This window comes from Melioribacteraceae bacterium 4301-Me, assembly GCA_041538185.1.
Lineage (GTDB): Bacteria > Bacteroidota > Ignavibacteria > Ignavibacteriales > Melioribacteraceae > Pyranulibacter > Pyranulibacter aquaticus.
The window spans coordinates 99,799-118,805 of sequence record JBGORM010000007.1 but is presented as its reverse complement, the minus strand read 5'-3'; the positions used below and the strand labels follow the sequence as shown (position 1 = coordinate 118,805).

General features: G+C 30.5%; 16 protein-coding genes. All 16 read right to left on the bottom strand.

The genetic code is table 11. The features are described from left to right. Position 1: 1 nt before the first annotated feature. The 16 genes from ABRY23_12185 to ABRY23_12110 all read right to left on the bottom strand — a co-directional run bounded on the left by ABRY23_12185 (position 2) and on the right by ABRY23_12110 (position 18,991). The gene (locus ABRY23_12185; protein ID MFA3783810.1) at positions 2–451 is read right to left on the bottom strand and encodes a dTDP-4-dehydrorhamnose 3,5-epimerase family protein; all 450 of its coding nucleotides are present in this window, start codon (positions 449–451) and stop codon (positions 2–4) included. Then, complete coding sequence (locus tag ABRY23_12180) at positions 448–1,422, bottom strand: NAD-dependent epimerase/dehydratase family protein (GenBank protein ID MFA3783809.1); 975 nt, start codon at positions 1,420–1,422, stop codon at positions 448–450. Before ABRY23_12180 ends, ABRY23_12185 begins: the two co-directional genes overlap by 4 nt. Then, complete coding sequence (gene wecB, locus ABRY23_12175) at positions 1,419–2,546, bottom strand: non-hydrolyzing UDP-N-acetylglucosamine 2-epimerase (protein MFA3783808.1); 1,128 nt, start codon at positions 2,544–2,546, stop codon at positions 1,419–1,421. Before wecB ends, ABRY23_12180 begins: the two co-directional genes overlap by 4 nt. A 215-nt stretch (positions 2,547–2,761) precedes the next feature. Continuing rightward, positions 2,762–4,612: a hypothetical protein gene (locus ABRY23_12170; GenBank protein ID MFA3783807.1), complete on the bottom strand. Its 1,851-nt coding sequence runs from the start codon at positions 4,610–4,612 to the stop codon at positions 2,762–2,764. Between the two features lie 340 nt (positions 4,613–4,952). Beyond that, the gene (locus ABRY23_12165) at positions 4,953–5,537 is read right to left on the bottom strand and encodes a carbohydrate binding domain-containing protein (GenBank protein ID MFA3783806.1); all 585 of its coding nucleotides are present in this window, start codon (positions 5,535–5,537) and stop codon (positions 4,953–4,955) included. Positions 5,538–5,608: 71 nt separating this feature from the next. Beyond that, the gene (locus tag ABRY23_12160) at positions 5,609–5,872 is read right to left on the bottom strand and encodes a hypothetical protein (GenBank protein ID MFA3783805.1); all 264 of its coding nucleotides are present in this window, start codon (positions 5,870–5,872) and stop codon (positions 5,609–5,611) included. A 155-nt stretch (positions 5,873–6,027) separates the two neighbouring features. After that, positions 6,028–8,448 carry a DUF5666 domain-containing protein gene (locus tag ABRY23_12155; GenBank protein ID MFA3783804.1) on the bottom strand — a complete coding sequence of 807 codons (2,421 nt, stop codon included), beginning with the start codon at positions 8,446–8,448 and terminating at the stop codon, positions 6,028–6,030. Between the two features lie 238 nt (positions 8,449–8,686). Next, complete coding sequence (locus ABRY23_12150) at positions 8,687–9,139, bottom strand: hypothetical protein (protein MFA3783803.1); 453 nt, start codon at positions 9,137–9,139, stop codon at positions 8,687–8,689. Between the two features lie 15 nt (positions 9,140–9,154). Continuing rightward, the gene (locus ABRY23_12145; protein ID MFA3783802.1) at positions 9,155–9,559 is read right to left on the bottom strand and encodes a response regulator; all 405 of its coding nucleotides are present in this window, start codon (positions 9,557–9,559) and stop codon (positions 9,155–9,157) included. A gap of 316 nt (positions 9,560–9,875) precedes the next feature. Then, on the bottom strand, positions 9,876–10,511 hold the full coding sequence (locus ABRY23_12140) for a response regulator (GenBank protein MFA3783801.1): 636 nt from the start codon (positions 10,509–10,511) through the stop codon (positions 9,876–9,878). After that, positions 10,508–13,471 carry a PAS domain S-box protein gene (locus ABRY23_12135; protein ID MFA3783800.1) on the bottom strand — a complete coding sequence of 988 codons (2,964 nt, stop codon included), beginning with the start codon at positions 13,469–13,471 and terminating at the stop codon, positions 10,508–10,510. Before ABRY23_12135 ends, ABRY23_12140 begins: the two co-directional genes overlap by 4 nt. A 187-nt stretch (positions 13,472–13,658) precedes the next feature. Further along, positions 13,659–15,725, bottom strand: coding sequence for a thioredoxin domain-containing protein (locus ABRY23_12130; protein ID MFA3783799.1), 2,067 nt, complete (start codon positions 15,723–15,725; stop codon positions 13,659–13,661). Positions 15,726–15,768: 43 nt separating this feature from the next. Next, on the bottom strand, positions 15,769–16,617 hold the full coding sequence (locus ABRY23_12125; protein ID MFA3783798.1) for a transglutaminase-like domain-containing protein: 849 nt from the start codon (positions 16,615–16,617) through the stop codon (positions 15,769–15,771). 588 nt (positions 16,618–17,205) lie between these two features. Further along, entirely contained in the window at positions 17,206–17,508 is a 303-nt protein-coding gene (locus ABRY23_12120) for an RNA recognition motif domain-containing protein (protein MFA3783797.1), read from the bottom strand. A 368-nt stretch (positions 17,509–17,876) separates the two neighbouring features. Continuing rightward, positions 17,877–18,062 (bottom strand): transposase, encoded by a 186-nt coding sequence (locus tag ABRY23_12115; protein MFA3783796.1) that lies wholly within the window; start codon positions 18,060–18,062, stop codon positions 17,877–17,879. 326 nt (positions 18,063–18,388) lie between these two features. Continuing rightward, positions 18,389–18,991, bottom strand: a complete 603-nt coding sequence (locus ABRY23_12110; GenBank protein MFA3783795.1) for a hypothetical protein — start codon at positions 18,989–18,991, stop codon at positions 18,389–18,391. Positions 18,992–19,007: the final 16 nt, after the last annotated feature.

Sequence of the window (19,007 nt, the reverse complement as noted above, 5' to 3'; positions counted from 1 at the left end):
ATTACCTCTCTTCAATTTTCCAGGGGTCCCAATAACGGGAGTCATATCGATAATCGTCGTTCAGGCTTTCATTTAATTTTGAAGTTGAAAAGAACATTAGCTTAGTATCATCAGTTAGTGACATAAAACCATTAGCAAAGCCTGGTGGAATAAATAATACAGCAGGAGACTTATCAGATAATACAAACCGATAAACTTTGCTGTCCTTAGAAGGATTATCCCAGTTATCAATTTGAACTGCACCAATAAGAGCTGAACCCTTAATTGCCATTATATATTTTGCTTCGTTTTTATGAGCATGCCACGCTCGGACAAATCCTTGTTGATGATTTTCTACAGTATAAAATCTTTTGATACCTATGAAATTAAAATCATTGACAAAACTAACTGCTCCTCTATCATCTACAGCTAAACCACCTTTTATTAATTCTGGTTTAATATCAATGTTCATGCAGCTTCTACCTCTTTAAATTTTTGGCTCATTAGTTCATCATAATGTTCTTTTAAATATGCTTGGTTTGAATAGCGAGGACTTTTAAGATCTTTTATTCTTTTAGTCTCCACTAAGTATTTTAATTCTTCAATCCCTTCATCGATAGAATGAATTGACTTAAAGCCAAATGTATCTTTAGCTTTTTGAGATGATACTCGATAATTGCGTGTATCTTGAAAAGGCATATCGGTATGTTCAATAATTAAATCAGGGAAATGCATTCGAACTTGATAAGCTAAATCCATTATACGAACATTCTGACGCGCTAAATTAAATACCCCTTTATGGTCAGTTTCAATATTCATCTTTACAGCACGTGCTACATCCTTAACATGCAGCAAAGGACGAAATTGGTCGCCTCCAAAAACATTAATCTGTCCCTCTACATATGCTCGAACTGTTAAAATATTCACTACTAAATCAAGACGTATTCTTGAATAAAGATCCCCGACACCAAATAAGGTACCGAGACGGAAAATTACTGCGTTTTTATGTTTTAAAAATTTTTCTGCATTTAGTTTTGTTTCGGCATAAAGTGACAAAGGATTAGTCGGTGAATTTTCATCTAGTTCTTTATCCTGTGCACCATAGACAGAGCAAGTCGACATAAAAATAATTCTGCCGTCATAATTATCTGCTAACCAGGAAACAGAATCCTGATTTATCGACTTAGTTAATTTAGGATTTAACTGGCAAGCTCCGTCCCCTACAATAGCAGCAAGCCACACAACAGCATCTGCCCATTTGAGCTGCGGCTTTAGCTTAGCTGTATCTCGAACGTCCCCATAAACAAAATCGACGGGTTTTCTAAATGAATCTTCGTATAATAAAGCATCATATACTCTTACATTATAATTTGATTCTGATAATAAATCTGTTATAGCACCCCCTACATAACCTGCACCGCCTACTACCAGAACATTTTTCATTTTAGTTTCCTCTTTAAGATGTTAATAATTTTTTCGGATGTTTTGCCATCTCCAAGCCATTTGAGTTTTTCTTTTGAGATGGAATAAGACTCAAAAAATTCCATTGTATTTCTTACCATTTTATTCAATGGTTCAGTCTCTCCAACTAAAATGCTGTTCCCATTTTCAACAGATTCAGGTCTTTCAGTATAATTTCTTGGGACCGCAACCGGGACACCTAATAAAGGACATTCTTCTTGACTTGTCCCAGAATCCGACACAACTCCATAGGCATTGTATTGCAAATTCAAGTAATCAAGAAAGCCATAAGGGCCTGTTAGCTTAATATTCTTTTTATCTTCGAGCAATTTGTATTTGTTAATTAGTCTAACTGCTCTATTAAATTTTACGAGTCGTACTTGCAACCCAGTCTTCTTACCTAATAATTCAAGATAATTGAGTATATGGTTATATTGTTCAGGACTTTTTAAATTTTCGTTTCTATGTATATCAGCAATAATATAATCTTTCGATCTCTGACCAGTCGGCATATATTGCTTAACCACTTCCACTATTGTATTGCCTACCACAAAAATTTGTTTTGGATTCTTGTTTTCTTTAACTAAACGTTCTTTATACAAAGGGGTGTAAACAAATATAAGGTCTGAGACATAATCGCAAATTACACGGTTTACTTCTTCAGGCATACGACGGTCATAAGAACGCATTCCCCCTTCAATATGAGCAATTTTAAATCCTTCTTTGAACAAAGGTGCACTAACCATAACAGAATTCGAATCACCTAAAAATATTATAAACTCTGGGTCAATCTTTTTCTTGCGTAGTAAATAAATAACCTCTTTTGATAAATAAGAAAGCTGTTCGTAATGATTCTGACTATTTCTACCAGTTTCTAGTATAAAATCGGGTTTTCTTATTTTTAATTGATTAAAAAATATTTTACTCAGTTCGTCATCATAATGCTGACCAGTATGAATCATAATATGATCAAAATTCTCATCTAATTTTTCAAACACTTTACTCATTCTAATAAAGTCGGGACGAATACCAGTAATTGTTACAATTTTCTTCATATACTTAGAATTTATTGAGTATTCGAGGTTGCCTAAAAAGTAATTTATCAATTGAAAACCAGCCAAGCCTTATGCCAAGTTATTCTAGATAAATAAGAATCAGTGGTATTCTACTCTTTACTTGTCCACCATATTCTGCTAAAAAAAATCTTACTTTTTTAGGCAACTTTTAGCCAAGTTCTCCTAAATTCGTACCAATTCAAAAATCCATAAAAATACGCGTAAGTTAAGTACAGTGAGGTTTATATTTAGATAGTTGACTAATATTAGCCAATATAAAGGGTAAGTAGGTTTCTTAATGGTTTAAGTTCCTCTTGCTTTGTTGTGTCCATTTCTTTGCGAAGTTGTTCTTCCTTCTCTGCTTTTTCCTTTTTTAGCTGCTCAATTCTGCTTTCATGAAATACTATTTTGAGTTTCCATTTTTTTACTATTTTTTCTTCAAGTTCTTCAATCTCTTTTTGAATTTGCTGTGTATCAGATAATTTTTTTTTGTTAAGATAATCTATTTTGTTCTGCAGCTTCTTTTTTATTCTACTTTTCTCCATTGCATTACCAAATACACTTAAAAAAGTAAAAAGCAAACCAATTAAAAAAGTAACAAGCGCCCACTTCAATCCTAAAATTAACACCGATGAAATAGCTTCTCTAAATTCTTTAGCTTCTAAATTATAATTTGTGTAAGTAGCAAAGCCAATCACTAAAAAAATTATTATTGTAAAAAAAATATTATATATTATGCCGCTTTTAACTCCTTCTGCAATGTCGTATTGTTTACTACTCTCTAAATCCTTAATCTTTTTCTCATAAAAATTAATTGTTGAATTTACATTTTCATTATATAAGTTAATAGCCGATTCATATTTCTTTTTTATGTTTTGTTTACTTAACTCAATTTCATGTTCAAGTTGATTAATTATTTTTGTGCTCTCTTCAATTTCGTTATCATATATTAAAAGTTTTTCTTTAATGTTAGACTCATACCTTTGCTCAATGTAATTAATAATGGAATTTATTTCTTCATTAAAAAAATCTTCAAACAATTTCAAAGTCATACTAAAAACTGGGTCAGCTTTATTAAAGTCCACAATAGCATTTTTAATAAAGATAATGCCCGAGAGAAGCTTTTCATCGGGTTTAGTTGTAAAATCGATATTTCCAAAATCGACAAGCTTGCTTTTTAGCGTTCTATATAATTCATCAGCAAACTCACTCCTGTTTTTTATCTCAAACTCCAAATAGTCGATAATGTGAGTGAATTCTTTGTATTTAAAAAAGCTTCTTATTGTGTTTTCTTCAAGAAGGAATCTAAAAAGAGGTAAGTTCTTATTTTTAATAGCATTATTAATTTTTTCCATTTCAAAATCAAACAAACTCTTAACTAAGTTAGCAGCTGAATCATAATTGAGTAACTTAACTTCAGCAAGTGCTTGGTAAAATTTAGCATTCAAAGCAAACCTTTTATTTAAGGATGCTTTTTCAAATTCTTGTGATGCAGCTTCATACTGTTTGTCGTAATATTGAGCAAATCCCCTAAATATTTGAAGGTAGTAACTCAATTCTTCTTTCTGTTCTGCAGATAAATTCAACTTTTGAATGTAGTCTGCTGCTTGAAATAAAAGTTCTACTGCTGTAACCCCATCAAAATAAAGCTCACTATAGGTGTAAATTGCAGATTGAAACACTAAACTCAAAAAATTCTTTAAATACCTTTTCTTTTCGGTCAATTCTAATATTAATTTAGCTAAAACTTCCCTTTCCTTTATATCTTTTGCTAACGTCCACTTTGTAAATAATTCGTACAAACCATAAAGTGCACTGTCTTCGGAATGAGCTTTATTGTTAAGCTTGAGCGAATCTTTAATTGCTTTATTTAAGGAAGAATTGAACTGCCAAAAAATGTATGCATTATCAATTTCTAGGAAGTACTCGTCATCGCCATATCCTCTAGTTAACGAGTAATACTTGTTAGCTTTTTTAATTAATTCTGCTTTTGATTGCTCACCTTCGTATAATAAAATTTTTTTTGCGATACTGTTAAACTTCAGTATTAAATTCTCATCTACATCAATGTTGTAATCACCATGATTTATATCCAATGAAGAAAGTTCGTTCTGCATTTTTATTTTGGCTTAATTAAAAATTCCGACAATTATTCAACTTTATTATCGAATTATTTTGAATTTTATTTAGTTATGTTATGTTTACTTTTTCGAATATTTTATTACTACGGCTTATTAATCCCCAAAAAATCATTTGGAATAGAATCGTCTAAGTTAATTATAAAATATAGTTGTTAATTATTTTTTGTTCATGAAATAAGGGGATGAGGAAGATCAAAAAATCCTTTAGAATGTTATGCTTTCGATAGATGAATTATGTATTAAATTAAAAATCTTAAAATCTCTGACTCAAATTTTTACAAAGAGTTTTTCCTTTTAAGATTTCTGCAAATTAATATCAATCAATTTTTTCGACTTGAATATCATCAAACCAAACTTTGCCGTAAATGTTATTTTTACTAGGGACACACAACAAAATCAGAACTTTTGTGGTCTCTTTAGGTATTTGAAATATTGTTTCAACATTTTCCCATTTAGTGTTGCCAACTACCTTAGCTATTTTATCTGTAGAAGCATAGCCAATCATTTTGTTCTTATTCCAACATTCAGCTTCTAAGTAAGGCGAGTTTTTTATTTTGTAAACTTTTATCCATCCACTCAATTTATATTTTTTCTCAGTTTCAAATTGAGCTAAAGCTCTTATAAATTTATAAACTTCTTGCCTAGGAGCCTTTCCGCCTGTAAGTTCTATTAGGATAGAATTACTGCCGCTGTGGAAAACATTTTTATCAACTTCGAAATAAACATTATTATCTACACTTAAAGACGCATTAGAAACCCAGCCAGATGGTTCATTATCTACTACTTCTTCAAAACTTCCATTAATTATATTTTTTGAAAGATTATATGAACAAGAGACAACAAACAATAAAACGAAAAAAATGTAAAGTACACTTATAACTTTTTTATTGTTAAAAAACATACTTGTAACGGGAGTATTAGTTAAGAAATATGGTCTTATTTTTGTTTCTTTTCATCAATTGAAGGGTACATTTACTTTGTTAGTTGTTCACTATAATTATGTAAATCGCAATTGCTGTTCGAAGAACTAAACCATTCATCAATCTGTTTCTGCAGTTTAATATGGACAGCTTCAAAAAAGCCTGGCAAATAACTAATTAAGTCTTCTTTCAGTAAATCAAGTCCCACTTGACACAATGTTCTGCTTGCAAGACGGTTAGAAATGATTATTGACAGCTTGTTAAGCTGAATTTTATATAGGTAAATTTCTTTTTCTGTGAATTTTAAAAATTCCATAAGTCAATGCACAAAATGAAAAAGTGTTAAAAAAATTTCATTTACTACAAATTTTTCATTAGCAACAAACTTTTGAGGTTTACTTTAACAGAAAGGGATTTCAACTTTCGAAATGATGAAATCCCCTTTAATTGTTAACAGTGAAAAGTATTTTTTTACTTAAGTAGCAACATCTTTCTTACAGAAGTTTGAGTACCGGCATTAAGTTTGTAAAGGTAAACGCCTGTGGGCAAACTTGCCGCATTAAATCTTACTTTGTATTCTCCAGCAGGTTTATATTCATTTATCAAAGTTGAAATTTCTCTTCCAAGAATGTCATAAACTTTCAACGTTACAAAACTGCCAACCGACAATCGAAAGCTGATAATTGTAGATGGATTGAACGGGTTAGGATAATTCTGGAAAAGCTCAAACGTCGTTGGAATTTGATTACCCACACCTTGATTGACAGACGTAACTTCACCTAAGACTTGTACTTGCAGTGCTTGAATTGTACCATTTTGAGTTTCAGCTGCCCAAACGTAAAGGGATTGACCCATATTTATTTCAGAAGAAGAAATTGGTTGATATAAAGAATTGATAAAAACTGTACTGCTGTTGTACGACAAAGACAGTGCTGAAAAATCAATTTTATTTGTTGAATGAGATACAACTACACCAGAAAATTCAAATGAGTTAGGTTGTTTTTCTATCTCAATTTTAGTAGCAAGATTTTCATTAGTGTTAATCTTCATATAATTAACCTCTACAACTTGACCAACCATCAAGCTGTCAAAAGTAACAAGGTTATCAAATTCATTATAATAAACTGTATTTTGGTTAACATTTATGGTTAAATTTGCAACAACAATAAAAGAAGTGCCAACTGAATCAATTGTGCCATATACCTCGTACTCATTGTTTTCATGAACTTTAATTAATCTTGCTTTCAGTATACCATTTGAATCGAAAGTTCCTTTGATCTCAACTTTTTGTCCTATTACAAGATTTGAAAAATCAATTTTTCCGCTTTCGCTGGCTAATACAACAGTTAAAGAATCAACGAAAAAAGTTCTGCCTGCAACACTAATTGAATTAGCGCTCAAACTATCAATTGGTCCCTCTACAATTACTGCAGAATGCCAATAACTATCTATTTTAACCTGAAAAGCATATTTAGCACCATCATTCTGAATAATTGCTCTAATACTTACAATTTGACCGGCTTTCAAATCATTTAAGGTTATTCGTGTGCGATCACTACTTAAAAACTCAGTCTTTTCATCCGTTATAAAAGTTACTCCTTTTACTGTAATTGTATTGCCTTCAATTTTGTCTACAGCACCTGTTATTTTGATTTCGGTTTTATTATGCTCTTTCACTTTTATCTTAGATGCATAATACACTCCCATTTGCAAATAAGCATGTACTTTTACATTGGTACCCACTATTAAATCAGTAATCGATAATTTCAAACCTGTTTCCGAATAAATTCTAGTTGAATCATTAATAAAAATTTCATACCCGCCTATTGTAATACTATTTACAGTTGTGGCATTAATAACACCCTCTATTTCAATTTCCTTATCGTCCTCCATTTCGTTTAATAACTTAATCCGTTGTGCTTTATAGGTCCCATCGTTCTGCAAAACAGCTTTTACTTCAACAACAACACCAATTTTAATATCGGATAAATTTAACAGGTTCCCATTGTGTGTAAAGATAACAGTACTTGAATCAACAAAACACAAAATGTTATTAACAGTAAGACTATTCGAGTCAACAGCAGTAACTTTACCGTGTAGTTCAAGTTCTGTTGTTGTAAGTTTTTCGTCTTCAACTTTTATTAAAATTGCTGTATATGTTGAATCCTCTTTTAAAAACCCACGTACACTTACATTCTCGCCAATTATCAAATTACTAAATGCAATTATGCCATGCTTCTCAGACATTATAATTGTACCATTTGTTACCAAAAAGACAGTACCATTTACTGTTAATGAACTATCAGACAAAGCCTCAATTTTACCTTCTACTTCTACCTCGCGCCGAGAATTTTCAGTCTCCACTTTTATAGATATGGCCAAGTAAGTTCCATCATTTTTCTGAATTGCCTTAACCTTGACATTGTCATTTACTTTTAGGTCGGTGAATTTGATAGCCGAGTGAAACTGAGTTGATATTACTGTATTTAAGTCAACAAACACTTCCGTTTCATTTACAAATATTGAATTCGATGTTATGGATGTGATCTTGCCTTCAATTTCTATATAAGTAATTACGTGTGAGTTAATTAAATGGATCGAAGATGCGACAAGTTTACCGTTGAAATTTATTTCTGCTTCCACTTCCACAAAATCGCCAACTCTAAGAGAATCGAATGTTAAATTACTATGTTCTTCACCCTCGAATTTAGTTGAAGCTGTTACTAAAATTTCTACATTATTTACAGTAATACTTGAATCCGACTTTACTTGAATAGAACCTTTCAGTTCTACTGAAGAGTCAGCCTTAATATTTGTAAACATAAATATCAAAGCTATTGACAAAACAGGCAAGAGTAAGTTTTTTAAAGACATTTTGTTTATCAGCTGCATATTGCCTCCTACGTTAATTATTGAATTTTGTATGGAATTCCCAAAATTTTTTCTTCGAAAAGACTATCTGTTTCATAAATCGAATAACAAGCCAACGCATTAATTACTGCATGATTTTACCTCCAAACGAATCTGTATATAAAAATGTTTTATATATTTTTTTAAAGGTTCCTTCTTGTGTTGAAGATATAAAGTTAAATCTTACTTTTGTCTTGAAACGGCTATTCATAGAGGCTCCTTAAGTCAAAGTTAAAATATCCGACTCTTCCAAAATGTTAAAAATTTCTACCGTAAGTTTAACTTTTTGATACTTGCCAAACCATGTATATATTTCCCGCCATTTATGATGCAACAGTTTAAACCAAGCATTTGAATCTAAATAAATACCGTCCAAATTTTTATTCTTTACTTCCTTACCAAATTTTTCATCTTTATCTTTACCCGCATCAAAAAAGTAAGCGTTAGGATCATCAATTATTATTGCAGAACTATCAGGTGTTATTAAAGTAACTTTTTCAATAGCTGTGGCATCTCCTTCCGTCCCCCCTGCAGCAAAGGAGATGCCTGCTACTTCCCAATTAAGTGAATTATTTTCTGAATTAGGGAACTTCTTGTATTTAATTAACCTTTTAATCTTTGACTTAAATGATATTACAATTAGCTGCAAAGAAACAACAATACATTTTTTCATTTTAAAACCTTATTATTAATTTGACTTTAATTTTTCTGATAACCCCTTATCAATTATTTCATTCCTTGCTAACTGTTTAATAAGATTTTTCAACTCGACTAATTGAGAAAATTTATTAAAAAAATAATCAACAGAAAATTTATCATAAACATTTATGTATTGAGGCAATGCATAGTTAGAGCAAAGGATAATGACAGGTTTGTAGAACCATTTTTGACAAAACTTTACTAAATCTAAACCCGAACTATCCGGCAACTGAATATCAAGTATAACAATGTCTATCTTTTCTTTTTGTATAATTATTTTTGCTTTGCTAACGGAATCCGCATCAAATACTTTTGCAAAGTAACTTTTTAGTTCAAGATATTGGATTAGTTTCTCTCTAAGTACATCGTGACCGTCTACAATTAATATTGTCATCTTTATAAAATGATTTATGCTGGCGATAAATTAATTAACCGAGATGAAATTATATGTAGCAATTTATTGGAAAATAATGTGGTCAGTTTTACTACATGCAAGCTACATTATAGCTCTAAGAAAAATATACTTTCACTTTATCTATAGCCTTATTATAATGACACTGATAACAAAAGCACTTTTTTTAATACTGTTATTAATCGAAAATTTGAGCTTATTTTAAAGTAATTCTAAATGACAAGGGTAAGCGTGTAATTTATTACGAATCTGTGAGTACTTTTGGTTGGCATAAAAAAATTTTATTATAAAAAACAGACTAATACTTCTCCACTAAATCATTATCGATTGCATATCTAATCAATTCAGCTGTTGATTTTATATTTAATTTTTCTTGAATTCTACTTTTGTATGAGGCAATTGTATTAACACTTAGCCCAAGCAGTTCTGCAATTTGTGTTAATTTATTGCCTTTAGCTAAGAGCCTAAGTACTTCAAATTCTCTATCAGAAAGAATTTCATGAGCTTTTTCTGTATTGTTTTTAGGTGAATATAAAAAAATCTTTTCTAGCAATTCAGATTTAATATATTTACCGCCGCTTTCAATTTTTCTTATAGCACTAATAATTTCGCTTGGTTTTGCATTTTTACTTAAATAACCGTCCGCACCCATGTCAATTGCTCTTTTAGCAAATTTTTCCTCTGGGAAGATTGAAAAAACAAGAATTTTAATTTCAGGGAATTTTTGTCTTATATCTTTTATAAAATCTAATCCGCTTTTCGAAGGTAATGAAACATCCAATATTATTAAATCAGTCGGATTATTTTGTAGAGCTATTGCAAGTTCTTTAACATCAGACGCTTCAGCCACAATGTTCAAATCACTATATTTTGCAAAAATTTTTTTAAGTCCTTCTCTAATTATCTCATGATCGTCTGTTATTACAATGTTCATAATTTTCTTTCCTTTTGTTTAAGTGGTAATATAAGTTGGACTTTAGTTCCTTTCTCTTTAGTGCTTTCAATATTTAATTTGCCACCAAGAAAGATTGCTCTTTCTTTCATACCTAAAATTCCCATTGAGTCAACTTGTAATTCATCGTTAAAATTCATGCCCTTTCCATTATCAGATATTTTTATTTCTAAGTTTTCTCCAATTTCAGAAACACTGATGTTAATTTTAGTAGCTTCTGCATGTCTTACCACATTAGTTAAAGCCTCTTGAATTATACGAAATATCGCTAGATTTTCTTCATCATTAAAACTTAGCGTGTCAAAATCTGAGACAAAATTACATTTAACATTACTAACTCTCTCAATTTCTCTGCAATATTCTGCTACAGCTGGAATAAGACCTAAATGATCCAATACATAAGGTCGCAAACTGCTTGAAATGTCTTTAACAGTTTGAATACCTTTGTTTACAAAATCTTGCACTGAATATAATTCTGTTAAAATTTCATTAGTAGTTGGTCTTTCATGCTGTTCGAGCATTTCAGTAAGAAGAGAAATATTAAGATTAATTCCTGTAAGCAACTGACCTAGTTCATCATGAATTTCCCGTGCTATATGCTGCCTCTCTGTTTCTCTGGCATATTGAATTTGAGCAGCCAATTTTCTCAATTCTGATTCAGAATTTCGTAATCTGTGCTCAGTTTTTCTTAGCTTTTCATAAACAAGAGATTTTGAAATTGAAATTGAGGCATTTCGTGCAACTCCCCGCAAAAGATTTACATCTTCAATCGTAAACGTTTTATTCTTTTTCTTATTGTGAAGTTCAAAAAATCCGATTAATTCACCGGCTGAGTCATACAATGGTGTTGTCAGTACATTTCTTACTTTATATTTAAAGACTAAATCTCGACTCAACAAATGTTCATGTGAAAGATTATTAGAAATATAGCTGTCTTTTTCTTTAACAAATTTTTGCAAATAAGGATTATCTACTGACCATTTAGAATCTAAATATTCCCAGTGATCCAAATAATAATACCTCTTTGCAACAAACTCACTATCATTTTTTACGGCTGCAAAACCACCTTCAGCATCAATTAATTTTAAGGATTCCGTTATTAATGAATCTGAAATTTGATCCACTTCTAAAGACGAGTATAATTTTTCACTAATAATCAGTAATGTATTTATTGTTTCTTCATATTTTTTTCTATCATCAATATCGTAGCAAGAGCCAATGTATCCCAAAAATTTATTTTCCAGGTCATAATACGGAATTCCAAAAGCTAATACCCATTTGTATTCACCGCTTGAAGTTTTAAGCCTGAATTCTGTTACAAAACTTTTTTGCTTATTAAAGGAATCTGAGTAATCCCTTAACAATTTTTCTTTATCTTCAATAAACACATTTTCCAACCAACCATCACCTATTTCCATTTCAATTTGGCGGCCGGTAAAATTAAGCCATGCCTTATTACAATAGTTAAACTTTCCTTGTGTATCGGAACGCCAGACTGGATTTGGAAAATCGTTGAGCAGCTTCAAATAGAAATCACGTGACCTTATAATTTCTTCTTCAGCTTTTCGTTTTTCTGTTAAATCATGTGTAATATTCAAGAAACCGTAAGTTTCACCTTTTTCATCGACTAATGAAGTAATTACAGTATTTGCCCAAAAAGTGCTACCGTCTTTTCTAACTATCCACCCTTCATGGCGTGCATGACCATTAAGAAGAGCATCTTGAAGAACTCTATTCGGCTTATTAGTCATCAAGTCTTCCTTTGAATAAAAAACAGAGAAATGTTTGCCTATAATTTCATCCTCTGAATAGCCTTTAATTTTTTTTGCCCCTTCATTCCAAGAAGTAACTTTCCCATGATTATCAATAATAAAAATTGCTATATCTTTTACTTCATTTATTACGGACTGTAATCGGTTTTCTACTTTATATTTTTCGATTTCTGCTTGGTAAGCCTTTTTTATATTAGCAGCAATATTCTTTCTCCACAGAAATACTAAAATCACTGCAAACAGAAGAGATAAAGAAAATACCGTCAAGAAGACCAACTCAGCTAATCGGTTGGCAGGTTCATAAAATTCAGATTTATTTATTTTTGTTATAAGAAACCAAACAGTAGCCGGTACTTTCTTAATTCTAGCAATTACCTCATCGTTTTTATAATCAATCCCATCAAAAAAACTATTCCGCCCTTTTATTTCTTTAGTTTGTATTAAAGCCCTTCTGCTGTTTTTCGCGTCAGTATTTTTACCTGAAGCAAATCTAAGATTGTTCAAATAAAAAACACTGTCACCGTAAGGCTTAACTAAAAGTGTTTCCATTGTAGGAGACCTATCAAAATAATTGTTTAGAATTGGATTGAAAATCTCACGCGGAAAGTAACTTATAATTAAAACGGCAGATTTTGGGGAGGAATAATTTTCTTTTAACGGTACATAAAATTTTATTTCATTTTGTTGTGATGTTTGCAAATTGGCATCGGAAAAAATTATTTTGTTTGAATCTAATGATGCTTTTCCAAGTAATGAATCCTCTGAAGTTATATTTGAATTAGACGTCGAAATAATTTCGTTAAAATTATTGTCAAGCAAACTGATAGCATTATAATTATAATTTGATTTCAAAACATCGAACAATTTCTTATAGGCATCTATGTTATTACTTGTCAAAAAATTTCGACGATTAGTGCTGATCAGCATGTTACTGTTTTTTAAAACTTCAAGTTCAGAGTAATTTTTTTTAAGCCATTCGTTTAATTGCACCAATCTAAAATCTGAGATTGACTTTAAATACTCGAACCTGTCATTAATAATTTTTGTTTTTTGAGTGTTGTAGTAATAAACTCCGGCTACTGACAGAAGGATTGTTACAAACAAAAAAAGAAACAAAACATTCTTAAAGCTGCCCCAAAAATATTTATTCTTCTGATTCAAGCTGTTCATTTGCTGCTAATAATCTTTTTACTATCAAAGATAATAATAAAGTTATAAATACGTGTCAATATATTGTGATGTCTATTACAGCGGGTTTTTTCATCAGCGGTATCTGCAGAGCGGTTAATTCAATATTATTATTGGAAAAGCTTTCATCTTGTTACGGTCTTTATAATGTGGATTTAATTTCATTTGTTCAACTTGAATTTTTTATTCCAAGTTTATGATATATTATTTCTATATCATTTGTGGGTTGCTGACATTGATAATTTTCACATAAGTAAAATGTGGGTTTATCATTTGTGCTTTTAAAGTTCTTAAAAAATTCAAAACTGTTGGCCAATTCCTGTTTGTTAGTCCTATTCAATTCAATAATTATGATATTAGGCAAAAAAGTTTCAAACAGCTTTTTATAAGATTCATTATTGCCTGATTCGTTTACAATTACAATTTCGTAAGAAGTGCTGATTAATAATTTTAATGCTATAAGTGATTGAGTGAAAGCATGGGGAGAATTATTAATTAACGCAGCAAAGCTGTTTAGCGCTTTTTGTGCTATTTCTTCGTACTTATTTTCGCCAGCAATTCTAGAGACTTTAATCAAGTTTTGCATCATTACAGCATTTCCTGAAGGTATAGCACCATCATAAATTTCTTTAGTTCTTACTAATATATCGTTATTTAATTCGGTAAAGAAAAAACCGCCATTTTCAGAATCCCAAAATTTTTCAATAGTCAAATCAATTAATTTAATAGCCGTCTTCACATAACTTGGTTCAAAGGATGAGGCAAAAATTTCTAGTAATCCCCAAATAAAAAATGCATAATCATCAAGGTTTCCGGCAATACTTTTTTCACCTTGCCTATAACGGTGATATAAATTACCATTATTATCCATTAGATTATCAATAACAAAATCAGCTGATTTAAGGGCATAACTCATATATTCGTTTCTATTGAAAACCCTGCTGGCTTTAGCAAGCGCAGAAATCATTAATCCATTCCAATCTGTTAATATTTTATCATCTTTATGTGGCTTGATTCTCTGATTGCGTTGTTCAAACAATTTTTTTCTTAGTTCATTAATAGGAATTTCATTGGCGAGAAATTCATCAACATTTTTCAAGTGCAAAATATTTTTACCGTTATTTTGCTTTGATATTTCATCGCAAAAGTTGCCGTCAAGTTCAACATTTAATAACCTTGAAAAAAATTCGCCTTGTTCTTTACCTAAAGTTTCAATGATCTCATTTTTTGTCCACAAATAAAATTTACCTTCAACTCCCTCACTATCTGCATCTTCAGCAGAAAAAAATCCACCATCTATAGATGACATATCTCTTGCAACGTAATCAACAATTTCGTCAACTACTTTTTTATAGAAATTATTTTTAGTTAGCTGAAAAATCTCAGCATAAGCATGAATAAGTAAAGCCTGGTCATAAAGCATTTTTTCGAAATGTGGAATTAACCATTTCCTATCAGTTGAATATCTATGGAATCCGTAGCCTATCTGATCAAAAATCCCGCCGAGACGCATTTGCGTTAAAGTTTTTTCCACCATTACTAAGGCAGCTTCATTTTTATATTTATAATAATATCTTAATAGAAACATTAGATTATGCGGTGACGGAAATTTAGGTGCGCTGCCAAATCCACCGTATTCATTATCAAATTTCTTTTCAAAATATTGAAACGCTTGATGAAAAACCTTTTCGTCCAGTAAACCAAAAGTATTTTGTTCAAATGATTGCTTTAAATAACTTGTAATTTCATTAGCACTTAGTTCTATTTCTTCTTTTTTTTCCTGCCATGCTTTAATAATATTTACAAGTAAATTTTTAAAGCCGATTCTACCGTATTTATCTTCCTTAGGAAAGTAAGTACCAGCAAAGAAAGGCTTTTTATCAGAAGTCATAAATATCGAAAGCGGCCAGCCGCCACTGCCAGTAATCATCTGACATACAGTCATATAAATATTATCTATATCGGGTCGCTCTTCTCTATCGACTTTAACCGAAATAAAATTTTTATTGAGAATATCAGCAATCTCCTCATCTTCGAAAGACTCTTTTTCCATTACATGGCACCAATGGCATGTTGAATAACCAATTGAAAGAAATATTGGTTTGTTTTCTTTTTCAGCTATTTCAAATGCTTCAGATGACCATGGGAACCAATTTACAGGGTTATAAGCATGTTGCAGAAGGTAGGGACTTTTTTCATTGATAAGTTTGTTAGGCTTCCTTCTATTTATAGTCATTTGTAAAACTTTCTATCATTTTCTCAAAACAAAACTCAATTAGTTAAATAAGTGAATACTTTTCTTTATCTGAATCAGTAGGTGTTAGTTCAATTATTTTTTGAATATGCATTGAGTTATTTATATCATCATTTTTTTTAAATGCACTGAGAAGATTATTTAGTACCCTCCGAATAATAACTTCTGGAGAAGTGCTGCTATCTGTTAAATTTACAAATCGCCTTCCACTTTGAATTTTTAACGACTCTAATTCACTTTCGTAGATTACCCTACCATCGTTGTAACAATCTACAAATAATATTTCATCATCTTGCACTATTTTACTTAGAAAATGGCCAGGAAAGTTACAACCTTCTATGTGAAAACCTGCTCTGTCACCGACCAACATATAAAGCATACACAAAGTAATGGGTATACCTCGTTTGTTATTTATTGCATAAACTAAACTGCTATTAAGAGGATTGTAATAATTTTCTTTTTCGCCTTTAATATTTTTTAAGTGGAACAAGAAATAAGAAAGATCCAATTCATTTCCATACGGATATTTATTCATAAACTCTTCAGCTAATTCATCAAGTAAATGTGATAAGTCTACTTTATAATCAAGTCCATATAAAAATTTAGTTAAAAGAGCCATTGCTGTTTCTAACTTTTGATAATCATCAAAGATTGAAAACCAACTATTCCAATTTTGTTTAAGCCATATAAAGCGGTTCATAAAAATAATTGGCATTAGAATTTCCATTTTTTCTTGATCTAACAAATCAGAAAATTCTTTTATATCGCTCTCTAAATTGAATCCATAATTATTAAATGCTTTTAATACTTCTTCTTTTACTTCTTGGGATTCATCATCCATTAAATCGATTAAGAATGGCAGTGACTCTCTCATTTTTCCTAAGACTCTTTTTTTTATTTATCTTACTTGAAGTATAAACTTATTTAATGACTTTTTCAAATTCTGTTTCATCTTGTCTTTGTGTTAAAAGATGAGTATTTACTTCTGAAGCATTTTAAAGGGAAGTTTAATAAGAGTTCTAATTATATCAAAAAGAAATTCGACCGTTATTCCAACAATTCTAAAAGGCAAAACAATCAGCCAAACTATTGGATAAAGCAGTAAAATAAACAAAGCTAAGGGCCAACAGGTTATTAACAGAATTAACCACAAAAGTAATTTTATCATTCAACAAATCATTTTACAACATTAGACGGAAGAATATTATTTTAGTTCGATTTCTCTAACTATTAAAATCTTCTTTTTTATCAGAACTATGTTTAATACAAATTTTGTCATTTAGTTAACTCACAATTTCAGCTGATTCCCATTAAGTTCATATATATAAAAAATCCCGCACAAGGCGGGATTGCAAGTAGTGTGGAAATATTATTATAGAAATAATTTAGAGTGACGGTCTAAAAATAATATCTATTTTTTTAAAAGGGTAATAATTTTTAATGGTGAGAAAATTAACTAAAATTACCATCGTCTTTTATTACTGCCATAGTTACCTCCTCTACCGCCACCGCGTTTTTTATCATTTTTAGGGCGAGCTTCGTTGACTACAATCTTTTTACCCTTTAATTCTTTAGCATTCAATGCCTCAATAGCTTTTAATGCAGCTGATTTATCATTCATCTCAACGAAACCAAAACCTTTGGAATCGCCAGTAAAAATATCTCGTATTATTTTTACGTTCTGAGTTAAACCATATTCATTAAAAAGGTCTTTTAACTCTTGGTCAGTTACTTGAGGTGAAAGATTGCCAATGTAAATGTTCATCTAATACTCCTTAAAATTATGTGTTTGTTTTTCCCAAAATAATTTTTGTTTACTGAGTAAATGCATTCAAAGAATTGAGAATTCTCATAAAGAAATGTCAATAATTAATAAAAACACTGAAGCTTATTTCTCTATAAGCAGTAAATAAAAACTTTCGGGTTTGTGTTTAGTGGGAAGGATTTAATTATTTAGTCACCTTATTAATTTGATTTAGACAAATAAAAATCATTTCCCAAGCTTAAGATAAGCTTAATTATTAGAATTTCATAGAGGAAAATGTTTTAATGGCAGCATCGCTATCAAAAATACTTTATAAAAACGATGAAATGAGAAGTCACCACTTCGTGGTTAGTTACTATAAATGATTGTCAGTATGTCCAGTTGATCATCAGTCTCAGCTTTTTAATGTTATGTGACATAGCTACTAATCCTAATTCTGCATTAACTTTTTCAATACCCCTTAAATAAAATCTCTTAAATAGTTGATTATGTTTTATATCTCCAAATACTGTTTCTACCTCTCGCTTTTTCCTTAGCTTTTTCCCAAATGTGATAGTAAATTCTTCATGTCCTTCTTTTTATATCTTATCAAATTTCTGTTTATTTGTATTGTTCTGCTATTACTCAATTGTTATTCTCAACTTTTCAAACTACCCCGAGTAATTAGACAACCATAACGACAAAGTAGAACTTACTTGCTCAAGCTAAAGAATCATGAAAACAATGCTTAATTTTAATTGTAAGTATTGTTTGCTGATCATTATTAAATACTTAACAATGTCAAACCGCAAGTTCTAATTAAGTTACCAAACAAAAACTTATCACTAAAACGCATTTGTTCTGTGATTAGATCGATTTACTGGTTATATATTTTATCTATTTATTTTAGCTCGTAATTAACTAACATTATCCCCATATGCCAGTCTGTAGAATAAGAACTTTTAAGACCAACATTTTTAACATATGTTTCTTCATATTCCTCATCAGCTGCATTTGGTATTTCATAATGAAATTTTATAATATTTGTTGTCTTCTCTTTAACTGTTACTACCCATTCATATGCATCTTTAACAATATGAAATGTATCTGCTTTTTCTAGACTAAAATCAGCAAACATTCTCTCAATATATTGGTTTGTTGTTGCATCTTTATAAGCAAAGTATAGTTTATATCTATCTGTTCTTAGATATGTCGTATCAGAATGATTTACAAGTAAAGGATTACTATTCTTCGATTCCATTATTGAGTAATTTTTCCCGTTTATTTTTTTCACCCCAATTACTTCTCGATATAGTTCATACTCACTATCAGAATAATCATATTTTATCGTATCCCCATTTGTATGATAATATTTATAGTACCATTTATTGCCAACCTTAAGTGGATAAAACTGTTCTGCAGACACTGGTTGAGTTGGATTTTCATTACAACTATTAAATAGAAATAACAACACCATAAAACATATTATATATTTAATTAGCATAAATACTTCAAAAGAT